16 protein-coding genes, 1 tRNA gene and 2 riboswitches are annotated in these 16,482 nt (G+C 54.0%); of the genes, 6 read left to right on the top strand and 11 right to left on the bottom strand.

Annotation, left to right across the window (positions count from 1 at the left end; all coding sequences use genetic code 11):
* Nucleotides 1-133 precede the first annotated feature (133 nt).
* From H8711_RS09270 to H8711_RS09320, 11 genes are all read right to left on the bottom strand, one after another.
* Entirely contained in the window at nucleotides 134-1,078 is a 945-nt protein-coding gene (locus H8711_RS09270) for a TIM barrel protein (protein ID WP_249283192.1), read from the bottom strand.
* Nucleotides 1,079-1,092: 14 nt separating this feature from the next.
* The gene (locus tag H8711_RS09275; RefSeq protein WP_249283193.1) at nucleotides 1,093-1,794 is read right to left on the bottom strand and encodes an ECF transporter S component; all 702 of its coding nucleotides are present in this window, start codon (nucleotides 1,792-1,794) and stop codon (nucleotides 1,093-1,095) included.
* Nucleotides 1,791-3,476 (bottom strand): ABC transporter ATP-binding protein, encoded by a 1,686-nt coding sequence (locus tag H8711_RS09280; RefSeq protein WP_249283194.1) that lies wholly within the window; start codon nucleotides 3,474-3,476, stop codon nucleotides 1,791-1,793. The genes H8711_RS09275 and H8711_RS09280 overlap by 4 nt, the downstream gene beginning before the upstream one ends.
* Complete coding sequence (locus tag H8711_RS09285; RefSeq protein ID WP_249283195.1) at nucleotides 3,449-4,330, bottom strand: energy-coupling factor transporter transmembrane component T; 882 nt, start codon at nucleotides 4,328-4,330, stop codon at nucleotides 3,449-3,451. The genes H8711_RS09280 and H8711_RS09285 overlap by 28 nt, the downstream gene beginning before the upstream one ends.
* Nucleotides 4,327-4,881, bottom strand: a complete 555-nt coding sequence (locus H8711_RS09290) for a DUF4430 domain-containing protein (RefSeq protein ID WP_249283196.1) — start codon at nucleotides 4,879-4,881, stop codon at nucleotides 4,327-4,329. Before H8711_RS09290 ends, H8711_RS09285 begins: the two co-directional genes overlap by 4 nt.
* Nucleotides 4,878-6,590 (bottom strand): prenyltransferase/squalene oxidase repeat-containing protein, encoded by a 1,713-nt coding sequence (locus H8711_RS09295; protein ID WP_249283197.1) that lies wholly within the window; start codon nucleotides 6,588-6,590, stop codon nucleotides 4,878-4,880. Before H8711_RS09295 ends, H8711_RS09290 begins: the two co-directional genes overlap by 4 nt.
* 23 nt (nucleotides 6,591-6,613) lie before the next feature.
* Nucleotides 6,614-7,546, bottom strand: a complete 933-nt coding sequence (locus H8711_RS09300) for a DUF4430 domain-containing protein (protein ID WP_249283198.1) — start codon at nucleotides 7,544-7,546, stop codon at nucleotides 6,614-6,616.
* 25 nt (nucleotides 7,547-7,571) lie between these two features.
* A complete protein-coding gene (locus H8711_RS09305; protein WP_249283199.1) occupies nucleotides 7,572-7,889 on the bottom strand; it encodes a DUF2149 domain-containing protein in 318 nt (105 codons plus the stop codon).
* Nucleotides 7,879-8,463 (bottom strand): MotA/TolQ/ExbB proton channel family protein, encoded by a 585-nt coding sequence (locus H8711_RS09310; protein ID WP_249283200.1) that lies wholly within the window; start codon nucleotides 8,461-8,463, stop codon nucleotides 7,879-7,881. The genes H8711_RS09305 and H8711_RS09310 overlap by 11 nt, the downstream gene beginning before the upstream one ends.
* A gap of 51 nt (nucleotides 8,464-8,514) precedes the next feature.
* Nucleotides 8,515-9,171 (bottom strand): HU family DNA-binding protein, encoded by a 657-nt coding sequence (locus H8711_RS14045; RefSeq protein WP_343256340.1) that lies wholly within the window; start codon nucleotides 9,169-9,171, stop codon nucleotides 8,515-8,517.
* Nucleotides 9,156-9,305: riboswitch (cobalamin riboswitch) on the bottom strand. It overlaps the preceding gene by 16 nt.
* A gap of 137 nt (nucleotides 9,306-9,442) precedes the next feature.
* Nucleotides 9,443-9,626, bottom strand: a riboswitch (cobalamin riboswitch).
* 432 nt (nucleotides 9,627-10,058) lie between these two features.
* Nucleotides 10,059-10,134, bottom strand: a tRNA-Thr gene (locus H8711_RS09320).
* Nucleotides 10,135-10,730: 596 nt separating this feature from the next.
* Between H8711_RS09320 and H8711_RS09325 the strand changes: the two genes are divergently transcribed.
* From H8711_RS09325 to clpB, 6 genes are all read left to right on the top strand, one after another.
* The gene (locus H8711_RS09325) at nucleotides 10,731-11,636 is read left to right on the top strand and encodes a GDSL-type esterase/lipase family protein (RefSeq protein WP_249283202.1); all 906 of its coding nucleotides are present in this window, start codon (nucleotides 10,731-10,733) and stop codon (nucleotides 11,634-11,636) included.
* 51 nt (nucleotides 11,637-11,687) lie between these two features.
* Nucleotides 11,688-12,170 (top strand): DUF4358 domain-containing protein, encoded by a 483-nt coding sequence (locus tag H8711_RS09330; protein ID WP_249283203.1) that lies wholly within the window; start codon nucleotides 11,688-11,690, stop codon nucleotides 12,168-12,170.
* A 56-nt stretch (nucleotides 12,171-12,226) separates the two neighbouring features.
* Nucleotides 12,227-12,580, top strand: a complete 354-nt coding sequence (locus tag H8711_RS09335) for a hypothetical protein (protein WP_249283204.1) — start codon at nucleotides 12,227-12,229, stop codon at nucleotides 12,578-12,580.
* A gap of 234 nt (nucleotides 12,581-12,814) precedes the next feature.
* A complete protein-coding gene (locus H8711_RS09340) occupies nucleotides 12,815-13,309 on the top strand; it encodes a helix-turn-helix domain-containing protein (protein ID WP_249283205.1) in 495 nt (164 codons plus the stop codon).
* Nucleotides 13,306-13,548, top strand: a complete 243-nt coding sequence (locus H8711_RS09345) for a hypothetical protein (protein ID WP_249283206.1) — start codon at nucleotides 13,306-13,308, stop codon at nucleotides 13,546-13,548. Before H8711_RS09340 ends, H8711_RS09345 begins: the two co-directional genes overlap by 4 nt.
* A 174-nt stretch (nucleotides 13,549-13,722) precedes the next feature.
* Entirely contained in the window at nucleotides 13,723-16,326 is a 2,604-nt protein-coding gene (gene clpB / locus H8711_RS09350) for an ATP-dependent chaperone ClpB (RefSeq protein WP_249283207.1), read from the top strand.
* Nucleotides 16,327-16,482: the final 156 nt, after the last annotated feature.

Below are 16,482 nucleotides of genomic sequence, written 5' to 3' on the forward strand. Positions count from 1 at the left end.
TTTCTGGTTTTTGCCCCTGTTTGGGGATAAAAAATATCGCGTTGAAAGTGAAACTTACGCTTCGTCTTTCTTCGCGATAATTTACTTTGCGGTAAAAGCAAGAGCTCGTGCCTTTCCAGACAGCTTTGAATCGTTATGCGCTCTTACTTTTTCGGGAGAGATCCCATCCGAGCTCCGATTCCAACCACAGAAGTGACTCTTTCGCCGCCTGAGCGTCGTTGATCTCCAGCGTACAGCTCACTCCAAAATGGTTTTCTTGAAGGCTTTTCAGAAATTCCTTCATTGGAATCGCCCCGTCAGATAGGGCACGATGCTGGTCAAGGTTCCCGTCATTGTTGTGCAGATGGAAGTGTCCAATATGACTTCCCAAGCCCTCCAGCCATTCCAACACCGGACGGCTGGAAAAGACATTTGCATGGCCCACATCTAGACATGCAGTGAAGATTGGGTTTTCCACCTCGTCCAGTAAACGCTTGATCGGTTCCCAATATGGATCATATAAATTCTCCAGATGAATCTGGATGCCGTCCCCCTTTCCGGCCAGGAACTCCTTCCAAAAGGAAATGGAATTTTCCAGCCAGTTTTTCGCGTGATAAATGAGGGGCAAAAAGCCAGAATGAAATATAATCCGATCCGCCCCCACATGCTGGGCGGCTAGATAACAGGCCTCAAATCGCTCCATGGTGGCGGCCCTAACTCTGCTGTCATAACACCCCGGATTTAAATCGAGAAATGGCCCATGCAGGGACAAACCTTCTGTACAGACCGGGCCTAAATCCCGTTGAAATCGTTCTGCCGACGCATGCCAGTCATCCAGCGCCTCGCCGATACCCAATTCGTAGCTTTCCAAACCCAGATGATAAACGTCAACCAAAGCTCGCATCTGCTCCTTATGCTCCAGTTGTCCTAAATAGATCATATTTCCACCTTCCTTTAGAGCGTTTCTGAAAAGCATGCGCATCCGTTTTTTTAACAACAAATTCGCTATATTGCGCCGTTTTCCCCCGAAATCCACCCAGAATTCCTGCAAAAACAGTTTACCTGACAAAGTTTTGTCTAAAATTTTGGACACAGCCACCTTTCAGAAATGCTCTAAGAATACGACTCGTCTAAACCATATTTTTTCTTGACCCTTTGCAGCTTTGTGCCAATGGGTTTGGTCAAAACCATTAGAAATATTACGTTTGACACCGCATACTCCAATGTAAATGGCAGTGCGAGGCCAATGCTCGTCCAATACCGCGTCCAGCTCCAGGTTCCATCCAGGGAAAGTACTGTCCAGATATCCATGATCATAGAATAGGCCACGCCTGCAAAGATGCCGAATAAGGATAGACGGATTCTCCAATGATTCGATTCCAACAACCATTTCTGCAACAGGCCGCCAAGAAGGCCGATTATCCCCCAGCCAAACATCTGGAAAGGTGTCCAAGGCCCCTGACCGAAAAAAAGATTGGAGATCACTGCGGAAAGGGAACCGGTCAGAAATCCGGCTTGGGGGCCGAAGTACAGGGCGGTGATGACGGTGATCGCGGTCACCGGCTTGAATCCTGGGATGGGCGCAAAAATAATCCGTCCCACTGATGACAGCGCCACCATGACGGCAACCAGAATCATCTCGGTGGTCTTCATTTGCTTTTTCTCATAGGCCAGGAAAAACGGCACACATGAGAGCAAAGCGATGAGGATGGATATGATATTGTATTTCCTATCATGAAACAGCGCGACCCCCGCCACAATCACAGTCAATATCGCGGCGAGCGTAACAACCGTAACGGTCCACTTGCGTTTCATTGCAATCCTCCATTCCGGCTGCACAGTTCCACCACATCTTCCACCGTCACTGTATTTTCGTACAGCGTCCTGGAAATCCGGCTGGCCGCCGTCGTGTAAAAGGTGTTGGTTGAGAAGAACTCCCTGGGACGTTCCGCATCCATGATCTCCCCATGAAACAGCATGGCGCAGCGGTCTGCACAGGATGCCGCAAACTCCACATCATGGGTCACCATGATCGTGGTGATTCCCTGCTGTTGCAGTTCTTTCAAAATCTGTTCCAGGGTGTTCTTGGCATAGGCGTCAATCCCTTTGGTGGGTTCATCCAGCAGGAGCAGGCGCGGACGCAGCAGAAGAACCTTGCAGAGCGCCGCCCGCTGCTGTTCTCCTCCGGACAGGTCATAAGGATGCCGGTCCAGCAGGGCGGAAATTTCCAACTGCTCCGCCAGGCGCGCCACCACGCCCTCCGCCTCTTGCTTCTCATAGCCCATAGCGCTACAAATCTCCTGGAAGTCCTGCTTTACCGTCGGTTTCAAAAATACGGACTGTGGATCCTGCGGCAGGAATGCCACGTTATGACGGTAGAGCTCCGTCCCCTTATAAGACTGGAGCTTTTTCCCAAATAGCTCCACCTTTCCGCGGTAGGCGGCGTTTTGCCCAGAAATCGCCCGCAGCATTGTGCTTTTTCCCGAACCATTTTCTCCCAGAACGGCAAAAATCTCCCCCTGTTCCACCGTGAGATAGAGCCCTTTCAGCACGTCTGGCAGATTCCTTTCATAGCGAAACCAAAGTTCTTTGGTTTGAACGGCGGGGAGTTCCTTTCCCAGGGGTTTGAGCTCGCCATCCTCGATCCGGCGGCAGGCTTGGTTGGAGGCATGCGCCTTCAGAAACAAACGGCCTTCCTTCACCGTCAGAGGGCAGGCCCCAGTGGCATTCAGTCCACTAAAGATGCGCACTGCGCTGGGCATTCCCAGCAGCATCCTGCCCTTTTCCGGGCAGTCGCGCAGGAGACCGCCCACCGTCCTTGGGGTATCGTTGAACAGCACACGCCCCCGGTCCATGACCACGGCCTTGTCCGCGATGGCAAATACCTCTTCCAGCCGGTGTTCCACCAACAGGATGGTGAGGCCCAGATCCCGGTTCAGTTTATGCAGTGTGGTGATGAACTCCGCCGCACCCACTGGATCCAACTGGGAGGTGGGTTCGTCTAAGATCAGCACTCGGGGTTGCATCACCATAACGGATGCCAGATTCAGCAGCTGTTTCTGCCCGCCGGAAAGCTCCGATGTCTTTCGGTCAAACCAGCGGTTGATGCCGAAGAAGCTGGCCATCTCCCCAACGCGGCGGCGTATCTCCCCGTTGGGCAGGCCCAGATTTTCCAGGCCGAACGCCAGCTCATGCCAGACCTTGTCCGTCACCACTTGGTTTTCAGGATTCTGCATCACAAAGCCGATCTCCCCGGCCGAAACCCGGTCGTCCAGTTCCTCCTGTAGGGTTCCGAGGTACCGAATCTCTCCTTCCCGCTTTCCATGAGGGGAAAGCTCCCGTTTCAGCAGACGAAGCAGCGTGGTTTTACCGCAGCCGGATGGGCCGCAGACCACCATAAACTCCCCTTCACTCACTGTGAGGTTGACGGAGTTCAAGACCTTTTGGGCCTCGTCGGGATATGTAAAACTTAAATCTTTGATCGAAAATAATTCCATACGAGATTCTCCTTGACCTCTATCAAAAATGGGAGGAACATCAGTGCGGAGACAACGGCATAGCCTGCCAGAACAACCGGAGTGAGGGAGAGCGCCGCAACGCGGGGGTAATAGGAAAATTCCAATACCTTAGTTTTCATTCCCCACAGCGAGCCCCCCAGCAGGACCGCCAGAATACCCAATGCGGCCCCGTCCCGCGGCGTGAACCGGTAGATAGAATAGTTGCTGCGACCCGGCAAACCGTAGCCTCTGGCTCGCATGGATGCCGCCGTATCCACAGCATTTTCCAGCGACCAGGTTACAATGGCGGAAAACACCCGGAAACCGCCGCGCAGCCGATCCACTTTGCTTTCAGAGGAATAAAGGCCCATCGTCTTTTGAATCCGGCTGATCTTCTTCACCTGTGCCTTAAACAGCGGGACAAAGCGCAACGCCATAGAAAGAATAAGGCTGAGCTTTGGAATGAGCTTTCCAAACAGGTACAAGAACTTATCCGATGTCACCACCGTATTGTAGCACCGGCACCAATACATCACGGATATGACCATTCCCGCGGCCGCGGCTCCGTAAAGGATTGCCTCCAGGGTTACCGGGTTGTCATTCATAAAAAAGAGCGGAGTCACGCCGTTGTGGGAAAACAGCGGATTCGTGACCGCGATCAGCAAAAACATGGGGACATAGAATCCCAGGCTCACCAACACCGCGCGGGGAGTCTCCAACATTGACGCAAACAGAACCGCCCCCAGCAGAGAAAAAAACAGCAGGACTGGATGCAGGGTGAACATGGTGAGTAACAAAACGCTGATGAAGTAAAAAAACAGCACCAATGGATGGAAATTGGAAAACGCTTTCATGAGCCTGCTTCCTCCTTCCAATCGTTGCCCACATCTCGGCCCAAGTCGCAAGTGTATACCCATTCGATCACATCGCCGTCCTTGAGCTCATAACGGCTGCATCCGTATAGGGGGAATTCCCCGTTTACCCGATACATCCAGCCGGAGAGCGGACCGCAGGAAAATTCGTATAGATAGTGAATCCCCTGTATATAGACGCTTTTATAGATGTTCTGATCGGCCCCCTGATACTCCATCTGGATCTTGTTGTAGCGCACCGCCCGCTCTAGGATATCGAAAACCGTGTCGCCTGGGCGCAAAACATATTCCGTGGGTGGCAGGATCACGCCGTCGGACGGCACGAACTCCTCCGATTGCAGGGAAGGGTCCAAGTCATCCCAGTTCTTCAGAATGTTGGAGCATTCAATGCTGACCGTCACCGTTTCCGATTCCGGCGTGATGTCGTCGATGTGGGTAAGGTAGTACTCCTCCACGGTCTGAAATTTTGTTCCAGACAGCAACACCGCTACGATCAGCAGCACGAACCCCAGTGCCAGTAGGTCCTTTTTCATAGATCCTCATCCTTATATTGTTCTGCCAACTGCTCCATCGCGCGTTTTTTGCTTCCGGCGCGGTTGCAGAGACGCCTTACCGCCACGAGGGCCAAAATCAGGGCCAGCCCGGCTAGAACAATGGCAATGTAAACGGCCCGCTGCAGGTTATCCACCTGGGTTTTAGTTTTAACTACATCGTCCCAGCGGAGGATTTTCCCTTGGTCGTAGCTTGACAGTCGCTCATAGCGGGACACAATGGAGTCCACCGTTTTTTTATCCTTAAGAGAAATTTTATTAAATGGATAGAGTTTCTCCAACACGTCCCGGTTGATACCATCGATCTCGTCCTGGACGGCCTGAATCTGTTCCTTCGCCTCATTCAAAACTGAAGTATAGTGCTCTTTGCCCTCAAAATCCTCGCTTTTTTCCAGCTTGTCCAGCAGTTTGATCACCGTGACGTAATTTTCTGTGGTCAAAAGGCCGGGTAATGCGTCCACCGCGTCCCGGTCGCTCTGTGCAAAATAGAGTAACACGGAGCTGTCCTCCTGACTCCCGGCATCAGCGTGGACCGAGCGGGGATCATCCGGCGGAAGGCCATCCGCACTGCCCTCCGGCCGAAAGTCATACAGCGCATTTTTTCCATTTTGCTGCCGCCACAGCGCGGTCAGGGCATAGACTGTCTGTTCCCCGGCCATGGTGTTGGATTGATTGGGCAAAGACGAGGGATTGTCAGCGTCATAGACTCTGGAGTGAAGGAACCCCCCATCCGGCTGGCGGAAGCTCAGGATCGCGTCCAAAAGCGTGTTTCCATTTTTGACAAACCGGGCATCGGAAAGGGGGTCGATTCCCAAGCTGCAAAGCGCCACCAAAACCTGATCGGCGCTCTCCACGTTCTCAGTCCCCCAGCTGGCATACCCCCCGTTTTCCAGCTGCATGACGGATAGACAGGCCAACGCTTCGTCCACCACCTCCCGCACCGTGCGGCTGACCTCCTGTTGCCCTCTCCGATAGGAGTAGACCGCGTCGCTGATGTAGTAGGGGGCCAATGCCTGGAGGGCCATTGCCGTAATATCGGGGTCGGCCACACTGCCCGTCAGTGCGAAGCCGCCGTCCGGCAACTGGCGCTGTAAAATCTGCTTTAAGATATCGGCTCGGGAATAGTAGGCGCCCTCTGGAATCTCATAGCGCATGGAGTCCAATGCGATAAGCCCCCAGATCCAGCCATTGATCCCTTGGCGGCCCAGAGAAGCGGTGTTCCCTCGGTTATACACGCCGTCCGCGATCAAATTGATGGGGTTCCCAGCCTCGTCCACGCCAAAACAGGTCGGATCCCCCCCACAGGCCAAGACCGCCAACGAGATGCGGTGCCACTCCGTGGCCTTGTCCCGGTTGAGCTTTTCCGGCTTGCGGTAGCGTTCCTGAACCTTTTCTTTTAACATAGCCAAATAGGCCCCATAGTCTTCCTCATATCCAAACCGGCCCATGCCGATGGGATACCAGTCGCCCGCAGTGGTTCCCGCCTGACCTAAATAGGCATCGTTAAAAAAGGATTCCTCCGGGGCCGATCCATTCTCCGCCTTTTTCCAGAGAATGATCCCCTCGATAACCTCCTCCAGCGGGGAATTTTCCACACCGAGCGGCTCCGCCGCCCATGCGGCGGACATCTGTGTCAAGAGCATAGTCAGGGCGATTACCACGGATATGATACGGCTCCACCATTGTTTCATTTTCGCCGCTTCCTTCCGTTCCTTTATTTTGCAGCTTTCTTTTTGCGCATCATGACCACGATCAAGATGATGATCAGAATGATCAAGACTGGAATACCCACAGTGGTTGCTACCTTCAGGTTATGATCCTTTTGCTCCTTGGCGGCTTTCTGTGCCTCATAAGAGGATATTCCCTCCTGCAGGGCGGTCAGGGCTTCATCGATCCGCGCCTGCTCCGAGGTGGCGTCTGTGAGGACCGCCATAGCGTTGGTGTATGCCTCGATGGTTTGCAGCTCCTCGCGGGGCATAGCCGCATTCAGCTCTGCGACCTGCCAGATCAGGGCGTCCTTATCACCCACGTTCACCAGGCTCTCCGAGCCCCACTCGGAGTTATCCGCGTTTAAGTCAGAACCATAACCGTAAATTGTATACTGCCAGCGCATGACCTCGCCGTCATTTAGATGCCAATCCGCCGCGCCCACCGGCGGGAACGTGGCGTCGCCGGTCTCCTCCGCCGTTCCAATCGTGTACATCCAGCCAGACATATTATAAAAATCAAACTCGCCCAGCCATTCATCCTCGGCGTCGGCGTAATTCAAATCAGCGCCTACCTTGTCCAGCAGGAACTGGGGAATGTTCGCCATATCCCGATGGTCTGGGTCATACACCTGGGAGAGATAAAACCCGCTTGTGATCTCTCCGGTATGCTGATAAGGTGGAACCACCTCCGGGTATTTCTCCTGGAGAAGGTTGGTGATGACCACAGAGGCCTGGGTTCCCTTCGGTACCTTGACCAAGGTGGGCTCAATGATGTATCCCTGACCCAGCGTCAACTTCTCCATAGTCACACACACCGTGATTTCATTTTCTCCGGGTTGGCTCTCCTCCGGGGCTTCGGCAAAGGCGGTTATCTGCATGCAGCCGGCCATCACAACAGCCATCAGGCCTGCCAGCCATCTTTTTTTACTCAGTTTCAATGTTTTTCCTCTTTTCTTTCATTTTTTATTGGTCAGTGGGCATGATTACATACATTTTTCCGGTCTCGGGGTCCTCGTATACGACGCCCCGCTCCTGGTAGGCGGCCGCGGAGTTGATGTCCTTGACCGCTTTTTCAGGGTCTTCCACCTCCACCAGTTGTTCCTGTTCCAGAATCTTCACCTTGTTTTGGCTGAGGTCCACGTTCCAATTCAAGATCAGAGCTACCATCAGCCCGCAGGCAAACACCAGCATCACATCCGCCAGATTTGCCACACCAGCCATCGGATCCGCTTCCTCCACGCCAAACGAGTGCCGGTTTTTGAGCCGTCCGCTATTCAGCATCCTCTATCACCTCCTGCAAGGTCGCTTCCATCAAGGTTTCCAAGATTACCATATCATCGTGATACCAGCGATTACGGATGTTGGAGATCACCGAAGCCACTGCCGCGCTGATGAGTCCCGCGATAGTGGTATCGAAGGCAACCGCCAGAGAACTAGACAGAGTGGTCGTGTCCCCCTGCCCCAGGGCTACAATGCCCGGCCCTAAGGGAATCAGCGTCCCCAATAGCCCAAACATAGGCCCCAACTTGGCCACCAGATTGGTGACGGCCACGGTCTTCTCACAGCGCCTTTCCGCCGTCGCCAGCTGGCTCTGTGCCAGGGCCACCAGGGATTCCTTGGGCAGGTTATCCGCTTGGATCATCGAGAGGAGGATATCTTTCTGCCCCCGCAGGAGGCCGCTGGCCTCGATCTGCTTCGCAAGGTGTTCCTTTCCGCCTGCATGCAGCGCTTGCATGAGCTCCGGCACTTTTACGCGATATTTCCGCCGTTCCACCAGCAGTTCTACCAGCAGGTCACCCACCTGCCAGACGGCCACCGCCATGAGCAGGAACAGCACGACCAAGCAAGGGTTCATCAACGCCTGGCCAATGGTGTGCAAAATATCTTCTAATGTAAAATCCACTGACTACACTCCTTTTATTGAACCCGCTTTCGGGTTATCCTTCGAAAAACTCACCGGGGAGGCCTTATGCTTTTCAGCCAAATTAAATGTACGTTTTTTCATTGGCTGGACGATTGAGCCCGCAAAGGTACAATCTGGCATCCGATAGCGAATCTTTTGATGCGGGGTATCCTTGTAAAGCACCTTGCCGGAGGGTGCCGCCGGGCGTTTAAGTACCGTCCACATCCGGAGAAAGCCGCTCCAATGCAGCTCCTCGCCGTTCTCCAAAAGCTCCTGAACTGTCCCACGCATCGCTTCCAGAACCGTTTCCACGGTGTCTTCTGGAACCCCTGTGCGTGCCGCAATCTTTTTTCGTAACCCATTTTGATTCAACGTCTTATCCTCCTGTTCTCTGTGACAAAAGCGTCCTGTTTTTCGGTCCCCGCTCCGCCCATCTTCTGGGCAAAAAGGAGGACCCTCCTCTGCAACTCGAGGACGGCCCTTTTTACTTTTGCCAATCCGCCGAGCACAAATTAAAAAGCAACATGGACGCACAGCAATCACCTCCCGCCAAAAAACGGCTGGAAACCATTGGTAGCCTGTGTTCCATTGCGGGCCAATCCCTTGGATCGGCTCCCTGCTTTCTGCTTCGTGCTCGCTAACAGATCTCAGCTTCCGCACAAGGATGGATTCTGGCTCGAGGACGAGTCCTCTCACAGCAGCGGCACTGCCCGGGATTTTCACCCGATTCCAAATTACGCCGGGAGGGATTTGCCCCCCTGGGCAGCCCGGCGACTTGCGCTTCATGAACGATATTCAGTTGTTTCACTTTTCGGTTTTCTACCCAGCAAATAAAAAAACAGCAACTGGAAACTCCAGCTGCTGCCCGTCTTTGCAACAACAAATAAGCCATAGAACCTATGGCGACAAACATTCCCGGTTACCGGCAGGAATGTTTTCGGCGAATGAAGCAGGTCTTCTGGCTCACGTATCCACATCGGCTTTTGTCTTCCCAGGCGACTGCCCAGTGACATTCAGCAAGCCGACTCCACGTCTACAGCGGCGGGTCCGCACGGGATTTTCACCCGTTTCCCTATTCTCTCCCCAGAGGGAGCACTTCATCACTTATTTTTCTGTCGGTTTTTATTATAGGACAAGAAATATCAATTTTCAAGCAATTTTCACCTTAAGTTCATAAACAATTTATTTTTCGGAGAAATTCACACTTTTCTTTTCATAATCTCACATTTTGCACAAAAATGAATCTCACTAAGAAGCGTATCAGAACATATACCGCAGAAGGTGAACGGTCTCACAAAACTTTTTGAAATACAAAAAAGGCGGCTGCGTTTTGAGAAGGAAGAACACAGCCGCCTTAAAGTACTCAGCAAGTGGAAGCTATTTGATTGGATTCTCTTGAGACTCTTTTCGGCCTTAAAATAGAAACACCCCGCTTTTTTCAAAAAACAGGATGTTTCTATAAAAACGGGGATTTCGAATGGTAAATTCAAAATCCCCGCCAAGCCGCATAGACGCCAGGTTTTTAAACTCAGCATCTATTCATAATATGGAGCTAGTAGTCGGACTCGAACCGACGACCTGCGCATTACGAATGCGCTGCTCTACCAACTGAGCCATACTAGCATCTTTCAAATTGCAAACAGAAACGTTCACCTAAACCGCCCTGGTCAAGCGATTAAATCCAGCGGACAACATACAATATTATACATAATAAAGGGCTTTCCGTCAAGAAATTTTTTTGTATCCCTTAGCGAAAAAGGAATTTTACAACGAGTAAAATATTGTTGGATAAAAATGGTGGTTATTCCACGGCTTCAACCGAGTTTTCCACGGACCGGTTGGCGATGTGGAGCAGTTTTCGAGGAATAAGGCCATTTTATGTGGAAAATTTGGTTGGAAGTGTTGATTACGGAACGTATAATTGCTATAGATGTGGAAAAGTATGTGCAAAACTGGAGGACAAAAGACGTTTTTATTCGGCAGAAACGCAGAAAAATCCCTTGTGGAAACGGTGGAGAAGGTGGGGAAAGCGCAGGATCAAATTTTCTTTACGGAGTATTCCTGTGGAGAATATGGGAAGACTGTTCCACAGATTTGTAGCCGATTATAGCGGAATAAATTCACAAAATAGCAATGGCAATGATAACGGGTTTGTAGTATAATAAAAACTCAGTTACAGCTTTTCCGGCGAAGCCGGTGAAGGGCAAAGGGGAACAGGCATGGCAAGAAATCGGGAAGTGTTTACCAGTCACAATAGAAAAAAGCCTTCGGCGGCCGGGGGGGCGTTGGTGATCCTGCTGCTGTCCGCAATGGTGGCGTTTGTGGGCGCGTATGCGTGGCAGAGCTTCAGCGGGGATCAGGAGAAGCTGGAAGCCAAGCAGTCGATGCAATCGATGCTTGAGGCTGGGATCGGCGCAAGCTCCTCCTCGATATCGGAGCCGGCGCCGTCTGAGCCCGCCAGCAGCACTGAGCCTGAGCCGGAAAGCTCGTCTGAGCCGCCCGAGATGACCTCGGTGGTGGTGCCCAAGGGGGAGCGAGTGAGCAGCTCGTACTTTGACGACGCGCTGTTTGTCGGCGATTCGATCACCAGCGGCATCCTCTCGTATGAGATCATGAAGAATACCACGGTCATCGCGCACACCGGCATCAATCCGGACACCATCCGCACCAAGAAGGTCTACCGCAACTCCCAGGGGGAGCTGGTGACCATACTCGACGGGATGAAGGAGTATCCGGACGCGAAGAAGATCTACATCATGCTGGGGGCGAACGGGCTGGCCTGGATTGAGCAGGACCTCTTTATTGAATACTACGAGGAATTTCTGCGCGATGTGATGGACGCGTTCCCGGATGCGACCATCTATGTGCAGTCGATTCTGCCGGTCACCAAGGCCAAGTCGGACGGGGATGAGCGGTATGCAAACAGCAAGATCGACGCGTACAACGCGGATATCCTGGCGCTGACCGAAAAATTGGGGCTCTATTATGTCAACGTGGCGGAGGCGTTCAAGGACGAAAGTGGCGCGCTGCCGGACGACGCGAGCCCCAGCGATGGGATGCACTTCACCTCAAAGTATTATCAGAAGTGGTTTGACTATTTAAAGACCCATACAGTACAAAAATAAGGAAGCAAGAGGGCGGTCCTCCGCCCGACATCGAAAGGAAGTTGAATGACAATGGCGATGAAAAAAACTGCGGTGACGGTATTGACGATTCTCCTTGCGCTGAGTGCGATTTTGAGCGGCTGCGGCAAGCAGGCGGCTGCGGATGTCAATGCGGCGTCGATTGCACAGGCGCTGATGGACGGGCTGACCTTCCAGGATGAAATGAAGGAGAACGATATCTCCATCGTAAACAATTTTTATCCGACAGTCGATGCGAGCACGTTGGCCGGCTTCAAGATGTACAAAGGCGCTTCGGGCGGCACGGCAGAGGAGATCGCGGTGTTTGAGGCGAAGGATGCCGAAGGGGTCGCAGCGATCGAAGAAGCGGTGCAGATGCGGCTGGAGGATCTGATGTTCCAGTTCGAGGACTATGTGCCGGAGGAGGTCAAAAAGATAAACGACGCCGTGACCGAGACCAAGGGCAAGATCGTGGTGCTGGTGGTGGCTGACGATGCGGACGCGGCGCAGAAGATTGTGGACGAACAACTGGGATAATGATATAATAAAAGAGGAATTCTAACAACAAGATTCAGGAAGGGGAGGGAACTGCCTTGTTGGTGGAAAGCTGGGTCATCATTGTCCTGATCCTGCTGATGGCGGCGATCATCTTTCGCACGGGCCGTGCAGGTCAGGCAGTTGCGGTGCTGCCGCTGGCCACAGTGCCGCTCTTTCATCTGCTCGGGATACCGCTGTCGCACCTGCTGGACGGTTGGTTTTCCGGGATGTCATCCGATCTGTTTCAGGTTTCATTTCAGGTGGTGGGTTTGGTGATCGCCTGTGTGCTGTACGGCCTGCTGGCCGGTAACATGGGTTCACGCAAGGGACGGCGGGTCTATATGATCCTGTGCGGCATCTTCAGCGCGCTGCTGACGATCGTTCTGGTCAACAGCACCCTTCAACTGTAACCGTTTTTTGCCGGGCGGCGATGGATTATTCCTCACCGCCCATTTTTTCTGCCTTTTGGCGCGTTTTGACGGCCAAACAACCGACGGTTGGGCCAAAATCAACCGGCAGTAGGGGGAATTCAACGGTTGTGCGCTTCCATTTCGGCCCGTTTTACAGAATAATGGGGAGCAGAATCCAATGGAGATGTTGCGATTCAAAGAAACAGCCGGAACCGGCGGACAGGAGGATTCAAAATGGAAAGCAGTATGGGAAAAAGAATTGCGGATTTGAGAAAAAAGAAGGGGCTCACCCAGGACCAGCTCGCGGAGCAGTTTTCGGTGTCCGCGCAGGCGGTGTCCAAATGGGAGAACGATATCTCCTGCCCGGACATCATGATGTTGCCGCAGTTGGCGGATTTCTTTCATATTTCGGTCGATGAGCTGCTGCGCGGCAGGCAGGAGGAATCGGTGCGGATGGTGCCGAAGGGGGAGCGCAAGGAACTCGACGATATGATGCTCAAGGTGATTGTGGACAGCCCAAAGGGGGATCGCGTGCGCATCAACCTGCCGATATTGCTCGTCAAGGTTGGGGTGGAGATCGGGATGCAGATTCCGGAGGTGGCGAACAATACGGCGTTGCAGCAGGTGGATTTCGCTAAAATTTTTGAGTTGGTGGAGCAGGGTGTGATCGGAAAGCTGGTCGAGGTCGATTCAGCGGAAGGCGAACATGTGGAAGTTGTGGTGGAATGAGGATTTTTGTCAAAGATAAGCGCCATTTTCTGTGGCTGCCCATCCCAACAGCGCTGCTCTACAGCGGGCTGGCCGAGCGCATCCTGTTATCCGAGGCAAAGCGGCGAGGCGCCACGCTGGAAATAGAACAGGCGCGCCGCATTCTGGAGGAGCTCCGCCGCATTGTGCGGCGTCACCCCAAATTGATGCTGGTGGATATCAAAGACCGGCACGGGGCGCGGGTACAGATTCGATTATAACGGAAAAAAAGCGGGCGACCGGGGAACAATACCCTTGGCCGCCCGCTTTTTCTTAAATTGTTTACAAATTAGACTTGTTTTTTTTGGCAATATGTATTATTATAATTTTAGCACTCAAATGTAATGAGTGCTAAAACAAATGCAAAGCTATTTCACGATAGAGGAGTGAACGCAATGAATGCACAAAAATTGACGCAAAAATCGCTGGAGGCCCTGCAAAGCGCGCAGACGCTGGCGATCGAGCACCAGAATATGCAGATCGAGCAGGCGCACCTGGTGTACGCGCTGCTCGGGCAGGAGAACGGGCTGATCCCGCAGCTCCTCAAAAAGATGGACGTGGATGTCGAGGGCTTAGCCCGCGCGGTGGACGGCGAGATCGCCAGAATCCCGGGAGTGAGCGGATCGGGGCGCAAGAGCGGCGAAATCTATATTTCCCAGGAAGTGGATGCCGCCCTGGCGCAGGCGGAAAAGACAGCCGACAAGATGAAGGATGAGTATGTGTCGGTCGAACACATCTTTCTGGCGCTGCTCGAAAAGCCGAACAGCGCCATGGGGCGTGTGTTCAGCGCGTACTCCATCGATAAAAACAAGTTTCTGGCCGCGTTGCAGACGGTGCGCGGAAACACCCGCGTCACCAGCGACACCCCCGAGGACACCTACGACGTGCTCAAAAAGTACGGGCAGGACTTGGTGGAGCTGGCAAAAAACCATAAGCTCGATCCGGTCATCGGGCGCGATGCGGAGATCCGCAACGTCATCCGCATCCTGTCGCGCAAGACCAAGAACAACCCTGTGCTGATCGGCGAACCAGGCGTTGGCAAGACCGCCATCGCCGAGGGGCTGGCGCTGCGCATCGTGCGCGGCGACGTGCCCACCACCCTGAAGGACCGCAAAATCTTCTCGCTGGACATGGGCGCACTGATCGCAGGCGCCAAGTTCCGCGGCGAATTTGAGGAGCGGCTCAAGGCGGTGTTGCAGGAGATCAAAAAGAGCGAGGGCAAGATCATCCTGTTCATCGACGAGCTGCACACCATCGTGGGCGCGGGCAAGACCGACGGCGCGATGGATGCGGGCAACCTGCTCAAGCCCATGCTGGCGCGCGGCGAGCTGCACTGCATCGGCGCCACCACCCTGAATGAATACCGCCAGTACATCGAAAAGGATGCCGCGCTCGAACGCCGGTTCCAGCCGGTGATGGTGGATGAACCGACCGTTGAGGACACCATCTCGATCCTGCGCGGTTTAAAGGAGCGTTACGAGGTGTTCCACGGCGTCAAAATACAGGATCAGGCGCTGATCGCGGCCGCGGTACTCTCCAACCGCTATATCACCGACCGGTTCCTGCCCGACAAGGCGATCGACCTGGTGGACGAGGCGTGCGCCACCATCCGCACCGAGATCGACTCGATGCCCACCGAGATGGACGACCTCCAGCGCAAGATCATGCAGCATGAAATCGAGGAGGCGGCGCTCAAAAAGGAGAAGGATCAGCTCTCGCAGGAGCACCTGGCCGAAATCCAGAAGGAGCTGGCCGACATGCGGGCCAAGTTCAAAGAGATGAAAGCCAAGTGGGAGAACGAAAAAAATGCCATCCAGAAGGTGCGCTCCCTCAAGGAGGAGCTGGAACAGGTAAACGGCGAGATCGAAAAGGCGGAGCGCGCCTACGACCTCAACAGAGCTGCTGAGCTCAAATATGGCAAACTGCCTGAGCTGCAAAAGGCGCTGCGGCAGGAGGAAGAGGTCGCCGCCAAGGCCGAACAGGGCGACAGCCTGCTGCGGGATAAGGTCACCGAGGAGGAGATCGCCCGCATCGTCGGCCGCTGGACCGGCATCCCTGTGTCAAAACTGATGGAGGGGGAGCGCGAGAAGCTGCTGCACCTGGAGGACACCCTGCACGAGCGGGTGATCGGCCAGGATGAGGCGGTGGAGCGGGTCTCCGAGGCGATCCTGCGCTCGCGCGCGGGCATCCAGGACCCCAACCGCCCGATCGGTTCCTTCCTGTTCCTCGGCCCCACTGGCGTGGGCAAGACCGAGCTTGCCAAGGCGCTGGCACAGAGCCTGTTCGATGATGAGCGCAACATGGTGCGCATCGATATGAGCGAATACATGGAGAAGTACAGCGTCTCCCGCCTGATCGGTGCCCCTCCGGGATACGTCGGCTACGACGAGGGAGGCCAGCTCACCGAAGCGGTGCGCCGCAAGCCCTATTCGGTGGTGCTGTTCGACGAGATCGAGAAGGCGCACCCCGATGTGTTCAATGTGCTGCTCCAGGTGCTGGACGACGGCCGCATCACCGATTCGCAGGGCCGCACGGTGGACTTTAAAAATACCATCATCATTTTGACCTCCAACCTCGGCAGCAGCTATATCCTCGAGGGCATCGGGGCGGACGGCTCGATCAGCGAGGAGGCGCGCGCGCAGGTGAACGCGCTGCTCAAGCAGCAGTTCCGCCCCGAGTTCCTCAACCGTTTGGATGAGATCGTCTTCTATAAGCCGCTCACCCGGGAGGAAATCTCCTCGATTGTGGACCTGATGATGAAGGACCTGGCCGGCCGCTTGAAGGAGAAACAGCTCACCATCGCAGTGATGCCCGCCGCCAAGGAGTTCATCGTGGAGCACGGGTACGACCCGGTTTACGGCGCGCGCCCGCTGCGCCGCTATATTCAGCAGAAGGTCGAAACCATGCTGGCGCGCAAGATCATCGGCGAGGACCTCGCCCCGGGCACCCGCCTCACGGTGGATTGCACGGACGGCAATCTGACCCTCCGCAGGGAATAAATTCCCGCTGTTGGGCGGGCCCGTAAGTTTCCGGGCCCGCCTTTTCCATGCGCAAACAGGCTGAAAAATTCCATAGGCATGATACAATCTTCGCTTGCGTCCCCCGCAAGGAACCGATATAATGGAACGTGGAAAGCTATTTCTTATTTTAAATTT

Origin of the sequence: Ligaoa zhengdingensis (genome assembly GCF_014384885.1) — a bacterium.
Classification (GTDB): Bacteria; Bacillota; Clostridia; order Oscillospirales; family Ruminococcaceae; genus Ligaoa; species Ligaoa zhengdingensis.